Below are 8,386 nucleotides of genomic sequence, written 5' to 3'. Positions count from 1 at the left end.
GCTTCGTACCGGGCGGGTGAGGGGCTGCCCGCGCAGTCGCTGTCGTGGGGTGCCTGGGCGCAGGGCGGTGGCATGACCGCCGCCCTCTCCGACGCGGACATGCAGCGCATGGCCGTCTACGGTGCCGTACCGCTCAGCCCGGAGCGGGGACTGGCGCTGTTCGACGCCGCCACCTCCAGCGACGCGCCCCACCTCGTCGCGCTCGGGCGGGTGTCCGGCCCGGCCCGTGCGCAGGGCCCCGTGCCGTCGGTGCTGCGCGGGCTGGTCAAGGGTGCCCGGCGTACGGCGGTGAGTTCCGCGGGCGGTACGGCAGCGGCCGCCTCGCTCATCGACCGGCTGCGGGCCGCGCGTCCGGAGGAGCGGACGCGGCTGATGGCCGACGTCGTACGGACCGAGGCCGCCGCCGTACTCGGGCACGCCTCGGCGAAGAATGTCGACGCGCGGCGGGAGTTCCAGGAGCTGGGCTTCGACTCGCTGACCTCCGTCGAACTGCGCAACCGGCTCTCCACCATCACCGGCCTGCGGCTGAGCGCGACCCTGGTCTTCGACTACCCCAACCCCACCGCTCTCGCCGACCACTTCGTCTCGGAGCTGGTGGACGAGGCCGCCACCGGCCCGGCCCTCCTGGCCGAACTCGAACGGCTCGACTCCGCACTCACCGCCAGCGATCCCGACGCCCGCACCAGGGCCGCCGTCGCCGCCCGTCTGGCGCAGCTCCTGGACACCTGGCGGGGCACCCCGGCGGAGGAGGACGACGCAGGGGTCGCCGACCGGATCGAGGCCGCCAGCACCGACGAGATCTTCGCCTTCATCGACAACGAGCTCGGCCGTCACAGCGATCGCTGAACCCGGCCCCCTTATTCACACGGAAGGTTCCACGGCATGCCGAACGACAAGAAGCTCGTTGACTACCTGAAGTGGGTCACGAACGACTTGCACCAGACCCGCCAACGGCTTCGGGAGGTGGAGTCCGCACAGCAGGAACCCATTGCCATCGTGGGGATGTCCTGCCGGCTGCCGGGTGGTGTGCGGTCGCCGGAGGAGTTCTGGCAGTTGTTGAAGGACGGCCGGGACGGCATCTCGGCGTTTCCCACGGACCGCGGCTGGAACCTGGATGTTCTCGCCGGTGACGGAAGCGGCAGCAGCGCGACCGCCGAAGGCGGCTTCATCGACGCCGCCTCGTTCGACGCGGACTTCTTCGGCATCTCGCCCCGCGAGGCCGTGACGATGGACCCCCAGCAGCGCCTCCTGCTGGAGACGTCCTGGGAAGCGTTCGAGCGCGCCGGAATCGACCCCGGGTCCCTGCGCGGCACCGACACCGGCGTCTTCGTGGGCACGAGCGGTATCGACTACACCAACACCGTGATGAACTCCCGTGAGGACATCGAGGGACACGGCAGCACCGGCCTCATCGCCAGCATCCTGTCCGGCCGGGTCGCGTACAGCTTCGGCCTGGAGGGCCCGGCCGTCACCCTCGACACCGCATGTTCCTCCTCACTCGTCTCCCTGCACCTGGCGTCCCAGGCACTGCATTCCGGGGAGTGCTCGCTGGCACTGGCCGGAGGGGTGACGGTGATCTCGACGCCGATGAGCTTCGTCGGCTTCACCAGGCAGGGCGGGCTGGCACCGGACGGCCGGTGCAAGGCGTTCGCCGACGGAGCCGACGGCACCGGGTGGTCGGAAGGCGTGGGCGTCTTCGTCGTGGAGCGGCTGTCCGACGCCCGCCGCAACGGACATCCCGTTCTCGCGGTCCTACGCGGCTCGGCCGTCAACCAGGACGGCGCCTCCAACGGCCTGACGGCCCCCAGCGGCCCCGCGCAGCAGCGGGTGATCCGGCAGGCACTGGCGAGCGCCGGACTGTCGGCCTCGGACGTGGATGCCGTCGAGGCGCACGGCACGGGCACTCCGTTGGGTGACCCGATCGAGGCGCAGGCGCTGCTGGCCACCTACGGGCAGGACCGTGACCCGGAGCGGCCGCTGCTGCTCGGCTCGGTGAAGTCCAATCTCGGCCACACGCAGGCGGCGGCCGGCGCGGCGGGACTCATCAAGATGATTCTGGCGATGCGGCACGGAGTCCTGCCGAAGACGCTGTACGCGGATGTCCCGTCGTCGCACGTGGACTGGTCGTCCGGCGCGGTGGAGCTGCTGACGGAGCCCAAGGAGTGGCCCAAGGCCGACCGGCCGTGGCGCGCTGGCGTGTCCTCCTTCGCCATCAGCGGCACCAACGCCCACGTCATCATCGAACAGGCACCGGCCGTGGAGGAGACAGCCGACGAGGAAGGGCCGCTGGCCTCGCCGTCGACCGTGCCGTGGCTGGTCTCCGGAAGGACCGAGGAGGCACTGGCCGCTCAGCTTGAGCAGATCTCCGCACTGACCGACCGGTCGCCCCTCGACCTGGGTTTCTCGCTGGCCACCACTCGGACGCACTTGGAACACCGCGCAGTCCTGCTGTCCGAGGACGGCGAAACCGTCGAGGTGGCGCGCGGATCCGCCGAGCACACGGCCGGGAAGCTGGCGGTGCTGTTCTCGGGTCAGGGTGCGCAGCGGGCTGGGATGGGCCGGGAGCTGTATGCCCGGTTCCCGGTGTTCGCGGAGGCGTTGGACGAGGTGCTGGGGCATTTCGGGGCCGGGCTGCGGGATGTCATGTTCGGTGAGGTGGGGGGTCTGGATGAGACGGGGTTCACGCAGCCTGCGCTGTTCGCGGTGGAGGTGGCGTTGTTCCGGTTGGCGGAGTCGTTGGGGGTTCGTGCGGACTGTGTGGCCGGGCATTCGGTCGGTGAGGTTGCGGCGGCGCATGTGGCGGGGGTGTTGTCGCTGGCGGATGCGTGTGTGCTGGTGGCGGCCCGTGCGCGGCTGATGCAGGCGTTGCCGGCGGGCGGCGCGATGGTGGCTGTGCAGGCGGCGGAGGGTGAGGTGGCGGGGCGGCTGGTCGGCGGGGTGTCGATCGCGGCGGTCAACGGGCCGGAGTCGGTGGTCATTGCCGGGGGCGAGTCCGAGGTGCTGCGGATCGCGGAGGAGCTGGCGGCCGAGGGGCGCAAGACCCAGCGGCTGTCGGTCAGTCACGCCTTCCATTCGCCGTTGATGGAGCCGATGCTGGCGGAGTTCCGGCGGGTGGCCGAGGGGCTGTCGTACGAGGCTCCGCGCATCCCGCTCGTCTCCAATGTGACGGGCGGACTCGCCACCGAGAGCATCGTCTGCACGGCCGACTACTGGGTGCGGCACGTGCGGGAGACCGTCCGCTTCGCCGATGGTGTACGTGCCATGGCGGCTGAAGACATCGATACCTACCTGGAGTTGGGCCCGAATGGTGTGCTGACGGCCATGGCCCAGCACATCCTGGACGAGACGGCTGTGACTGTTCCGGCCCTGCGCAAGGGCCGCCCCGAGGAGACGGCCCTACTCACGGCTCTGGCGCGACTGCATGTAGCAGGTGTCGGGGTGGACTGGTCCGCCTGGTTCGCCGGCACCGGTGCCCGCCGCGTGGACCTGCCCACCTACCCCTTCCGGCACGAGCGGTACTGGCCCCGGCCGGCCGTACTGTCCGGGGATGTGACCGGCGCGGGCCTGCTGCCCGCGGAGCACCCCTGCTGGGTGCGGCACTGACCCTCGCGGACGATGGCGGGGTGGTGCTGACGGGCAGGCTGTCGCTCCAGGCATACCCGTGGCTGACCGACCACACCATGGGCGGCAGCGTGCTCTTCCCGGCCACCGGATTCCTGGAGCTGGCGATGCGCGCCGGTGACCAGGTCGGCTGCGAGCGGGTCGAGGAATGCGTGCTGATGTCCCCGCTGGTGCTGACCGAGGAACGGGCCACCCAGGTCCAGGTGCTCGTCGCGGCCGCTGACGGCGCGGGCGCCCGCTCGGTCTCGGTGTATTCGCGCCCGGACGGCGCCCTCGACCAGCCATGGGAGCAACACGCGGGCGGCACGTTGACCTCGGGGGAGCGGATCGGGGACTTCGGTTCCGCGGTCTGGCCGCCGCGGGACGCGGAGGCCGTTGACCTGGAGGGCTTTTACGAGGGGACCGGGTACGGTCCGGCCTTCCAGGGGCTGCGCTCGGTGTGGCAGTGCGAGGACGGGGCCTACGTGGAGGTGGCGCTGCCGGACCAGGTCGCCGAGGACGCCGGATCCTTCGGACTGCATCCGGTACTGCTGGACGCGGTGCTCCAGTCCCGTCGGATGGCCGGTATCGGCAGGAAGGGCGACCAGCTCGTGCCGTTCGCCTGGCGGGGTGTGTCCCTGCATGCCGGAGGGGCTTCGGTGCTGCGGGCCCGGGTGGTGAAGACCGGTGAGGAATCGGTGTCCATCACGGCTGTCGACGTCGAGGGCGCGCCCGTCCTGTCCGTCGAGGAAATCGTCCTGCGCCGCCAACAGGGGGATGTGAGAGCCGCGTTGACGACACAACGTGGCGCAGGCAACGACTCGCTGTTGTCGTTGGAGTGGGTGGTGGCGCCGGAGGTGCAGCCGGCTGAGGTGCGGTGTGTGTCCCTGGGCGCGGATGTGTTGGGGGTCGGGGCGTCGGTCGGGTCCCTGTCGGAGCTGACCGGTGACGAGGACCTTGTGGTGGTGCCAGTGTGCGGTACGGACGGCGACGTTCCTGCCCGCGCTCACGAACTCACCGCTCAGGTGTTGGGTGTGCTTCAGGAGTGGCTGACCCGGGAGGAGGCGGGGTCCTGCCGTCTGGTGTTCGTGACGCGGGGGCTGTCCGGGCTGGTGTGGGTGAGCCGGTGGTGGATGTGGCGGCGGCTGCGGTGTGGGGTCTGGTGCGTTCGGCGCAGTCGGAGAATCCGGGGCGGGTCGCGCTGGTGGATCTGGAGGGGGCGGGGGCCTCGGCCCGGTGCTTGCGGAGTTGCCGGGGCTGTTGGCTACCGGGGATGCCCAGTTCGTGGTGCGTGATGGTGTGCTGCGGGTGGGCCGGCTGGCCGAACTGGGCGAAGAGGTGGGGGAGGTACCGCGGGAGTGGGATGCGGACGGCACGGTGTTGATCACTGGTGGCACCGGAGGGCTGGGGCGTGAGCTGGCCCGGCACCTGGTGGCCGAGCACGGTGTGCGGCATCTGCTGCTGGTCAGCCGTAGCGGTCCGGATGCGCCGGGTGCTGGGGAGCTGCGGGAGGAGTTGGCTGCTTACGGTGCCGAAGTGACGATTCGGGCCTGTGATGTGGCGGATCGGGCGGCGGTGGAGGCGGCCGTGGGTGCGGTGTCTGATGCGCATCCGCTGACCGCGGTGATCCATACGGCCGGTGTGCTCGATGACGGCGTGGTGACCTCGTTGACGCCGCAGCGGTTGTCGGGGGTGTTGCGTCCGAAGGCGGATGCCGCCTGGCATCTGCACGAGGCCACCAAGGACCTGAACCTGGCCGCATTCGTGCTCTACTCGTCCATTTCCGGCGTGGTCGGTTCTCCGGGCCAGGGCAACTACGCGGCGGGCAACACGTTCCTGGACGCGCTCGCCGGGTACCGGGCCGGGCGGGGGCTGCCCGCGCAGTCGCTGGCGTGGGGTGCCTGGGCGCAGGGCGGTGGCATGACCGCTGCCCTCTCGGACGCGGACATGCAGCGCATGGCGTCGTACGGAACTGCCCCGCTCAGCCCGGAGCGGGGACTGGCGCTGTTCGACACGGCCACCGCTACCGGCGCGGCACACCTTGTCGCGGTGGGCCGGGCTTCGGGGCAGGTGCGTGCCCAAGGGCCGGTGCCGCCGGTGCTGCAGGGGCTGGTCAAGGGCTCGCGGCGGGTGGCCGCGAGTGCCGCGGCGGGCGCCGGGACGGCCGCCTCGCTCATCGACCGGCTGCGGGCCGCGCGTCCGGAGGAGCGGACGCGGCTGATGGCCGACGTCGTACGGACCGAGGCCGCCGCCGTACTCGGACACGCCTCGGCCCAGGGCGTCGATGCCCGGCGCGAGTTCTACGAGCTGGGCTTCGACTCGCTGACCTCCGTCGAACTGCGCAACCGGCTCTCCACCATCACCGGCCTGCACCTGTCGGCAACCGTGGTCTTCGACAGCAAGACCCCCACCGACCTCGCAGCCCGGCTCTACGCCGACCTGGCCGCCCAGTCGTCCCTGGACGGCTCCGCGTCGCAAGCGGGCTTCCTCCCGGCCGCCGCACCGGAGACCGACTCGCTGGAGCGGATGTTCCTCGACGCCTTGGAGAGCGGCAAGGTCCCGGAAGCCCAGCACATGCTCTCCGCCCTCGGTGCCCTCCGCCCGAGCTTCGAGAACACCGCCGAACTGGAGGATCTGCCGCTCCCGGCCACCCTTGCCGAGGGTCCCGGCGCGCCGCGGCTGATCTGCGTCAGTACACCCACCGCCAACGGCGGCGTTCACGAGTACGTCAGGCTCGCCGCACCCTTCCGGGACGAGCGGCACGTCAGCGCGCTGCCGCTGGTCGGCTTCGCCACGGGGGAGCGTCTGCCGGCGAACCCCGAGACCGCGGTGCGGGTCATCGCGGAGAGCGCTCTGCGCGCGAGCGACGGCAACCCCTTCGTCCTGGTCGGGCACTCGTCCGCCGGTGCCTTCGCCTACCTGGCGGCGGCCCTGCTGGAGAACACCTGGGGCATCAGGCCCGAGGCCGTGGTGCTGCTGGACACCCTCAGCCTCCGGCACGAGCAGAACGAGAGCATCGACTACGCGGGCCTGATGCGACGCCACTTCATGGTCGACGAGGTCTCGCCGGTACGGATGACGAACTCCAGGCTCTCGGCGATGGCCCGCTGGATGGGCATGCTGAACCAGCTCGAAGTCCGGCACACGACCGTCCCCGTACTGATCGTCCGTGCCACCCGGGAGACCTTCGGCATCGGGACCGACACCGGGATCTACGGCGAGGACCACGGCAGCCCGGTCGACGTCCGCAACGTGGACGCGGACCACTTCTCCATGGTCCGCGACGACGCGCCGGAGACCGCGCGCATCGTCAAGGAATGGCTCGACAGCCTCGGCGCGGCGTGACGCCGGCTACGGCCGGCCCCGTAGCCGGGTGACGACGGCACGGGCGCGGAACGTTCAGGCGGGCGGCAACCGGGCCGCCCGCCTGCACGTGTCATGTTGATGCATCTTGACAGGCGCGGGCGGGCAGCGGAAAGTGCCGCCGCCGTGAGGGATGCTTCCCTTCACGGCGGCGGCACGGCCAACGGTCTGCTGTCAGGAGCAACCCCTACCAGGTGATGCGCAGCTCGGCGAAACCGCCCGACAACTGGCCCTCCTTCAGGCGCAGGTCCTCCACCGGGAGTTCCAGGCGCAGTTCCGGCAGCCGGGTGAACAGCTTGGTGAACACCGTTGTGAGCTCCAGGCGCGCGAGCGGAGCGCCGATGCAGTGCCAGATGCCGTGGCCGAAGGTCAGGTGCGGGTTGGGGGCCCGGGTGACGTCGAACTCCTCCGGCCCCGTGAATGCCCGCTCGTCGAAGTTGGGCAGGCCGAGGTCGAACAGGACCAGGTCCCCGGCCCGTATGGTCACCCCGCCGAATTCCATGTCCTCGCTGGCGTAACGCGGCGGCAGGACCGACCCGCCGGCGCGTGCGGTGCGCAGCACCTCTTCCACGGCACGCGTCATCACGGCGGGGTCGGCCAGCGCGGCCGCGCGCTGGCCGGGGTGGGTGGCCAGCAGGGCCACGCCGTTGTCCATGATGCTCGCGACGCTGTCCAGCCCGGCGAACAACAGCCCCATGGCCAAGTGCGCCACACGGTCCTCGGGCAGTTCACCGTCGTTCAGCCGGGAAATGATGTCGGGGCCGGGCTCGGCCCGCTTGTGCTCGACCAGTCCTTCCACGTACGCGTACAGCTCGTGCTGGGCCTTCATGGCGCTGTCGCGGTCGTCCAGCTTGGCGATGCCGGCCAGCAGCGTGGTCAGCTCGTCGCGGCGCTGCGGCGGTACCCCGATGACCTCGCAGAGCACGGTGAGGGCGAACGGCACCGAAAGCTCACCGTGGAAGTCGCCGGGAGACCCCTTGGCGATGAACGCGTCCAGCAAGGTGTCCGCGGCGTCCTCCACCTTCGGCCGCATCTCCATCACACGCCGGGCCGAGAACAACGGCGTGAGCAGGCGGCGGGTCTCGGCGTGCTGACGGCGCCCGGTCTCGGCGTCGCTGTCGCTGATCAGCAGGTCCAGGAACGGGCTGCGTACGTACTGCGCGGCGGAGGACGGATCGGGGTGCGTGCGGCCGATGCGCTCGTCGTGCAGCAGCTGCTTGAGTTCGGCGTGGCGGGTCACCAGCCACGCCTCGTCCCCGGCGGGTGTGCGCACCCGGTGGATCGGCCCCCGGTCCTGCAACGCGCGCAGGAGCGGGCTCAGCTCCAGCATCTTGGGCGGTTCGAGGTCGAGGCAGGGCAGGTCTTGGGAGGCAGCGGTCATAGGAGACCCCTTACGTGTGCTTCATGGCGTGACGGGTGAGGT

4 protein-coding genes and 2 pseudogenes are annotated in these 8,386 nt (G+C 71.0%); 5 read left to right on the top strand and 1 reads right to left on the bottom strand.

Annotated features, from left to right (window positions below; translation table 11 throughout):
• The first annotated feature begins 72 nt into the window (after window positions 1-72).
• The 5 genes and pseudogenes from ACEXOX_RS03390 to ACEXOX_RS03370 all read left to right on the top strand — a co-directional run bounded on the left by ACEXOX_RS03390 (window position 73) and on the right by ACEXOX_RS03370 (window position 6,945).
• Window positions 73-846: a phosphopantetheine-binding protein gene (locus tag ACEXOX_RS03390; protein ID WP_406526209.1), complete on the top strand. Its 774-nt coding sequence runs from the start codon at window positions 73-75 to the stop codon at window positions 844-846.
• A 36-nt stretch (window positions 847-882) separates the two neighbouring features.
• Window positions 883-3,603 carry a type I polyketide synthase gene (locus ACEXOX_RS03385; RefSeq protein WP_406518995.1) on the top strand — a complete coding sequence of 907 codons (2,721 nt, stop codon included), beginning with the start codon at window positions 883-885 and terminating at the stop codon, window positions 3,601-3,603.
• Window positions 3,604-3,623: 20 nt separating this feature from the next.
• A pseudogene (locus ACEXOX_RS03380) lies at window positions 3,624-4,307 on the top strand (polyketide synthase dehydratase domain-containing protein); the annotation flags it as partial.
• Between the two features lie 266 nt (window positions 4,308-4,573).
• Window positions 4,574-4,792 (top strand): annotated as a pseudogene (locus ACEXOX_RS03375) (hypothetical protein); the annotation flags it as partial.
• A gap of 68 nt (window positions 4,793-4,860) precedes the next feature.
• Window positions 4,861-6,945: a type I polyketide synthase gene (locus ACEXOX_RS03370; protein ID WP_406518994.1), complete on the top strand. Its 2,085-nt coding sequence runs from the start codon at window positions 4,861-4,863 to the stop codon at window positions 6,943-6,945.
• 205 nt (window positions 6,946-7,150) lie between these two features.
• On the opposite strand, the gene ACEXOX_RS03365 is transcribed toward ACEXOX_RS03370, so the two are convergent.
• Window positions 7,151-8,344 (bottom strand): cytochrome P450, encoded by a 1,194-nt coding sequence (locus tag ACEXOX_RS03365; protein WP_406518992.1) that lies wholly within the window; start codon window positions 8,342-8,344, stop codon window positions 7,151-7,153.
• Window positions 8,345-8,386 lie beyond the last annotated feature (42 nt).

The organism is Streptomyces sp. Ac-502, assembly GCF_045222935.1.
GTDB classification, from domain to species: domain Bacteria; phylum Actinomycetota; class Actinomycetes; order Streptomycetales; family Streptomycetaceae; genus Streptomyces; species Streptomyces monomycini.
Note: the sequence above shows the minus strand (reverse complement) of the source record. Positions and strands in the feature narration are given on the sequence as shown.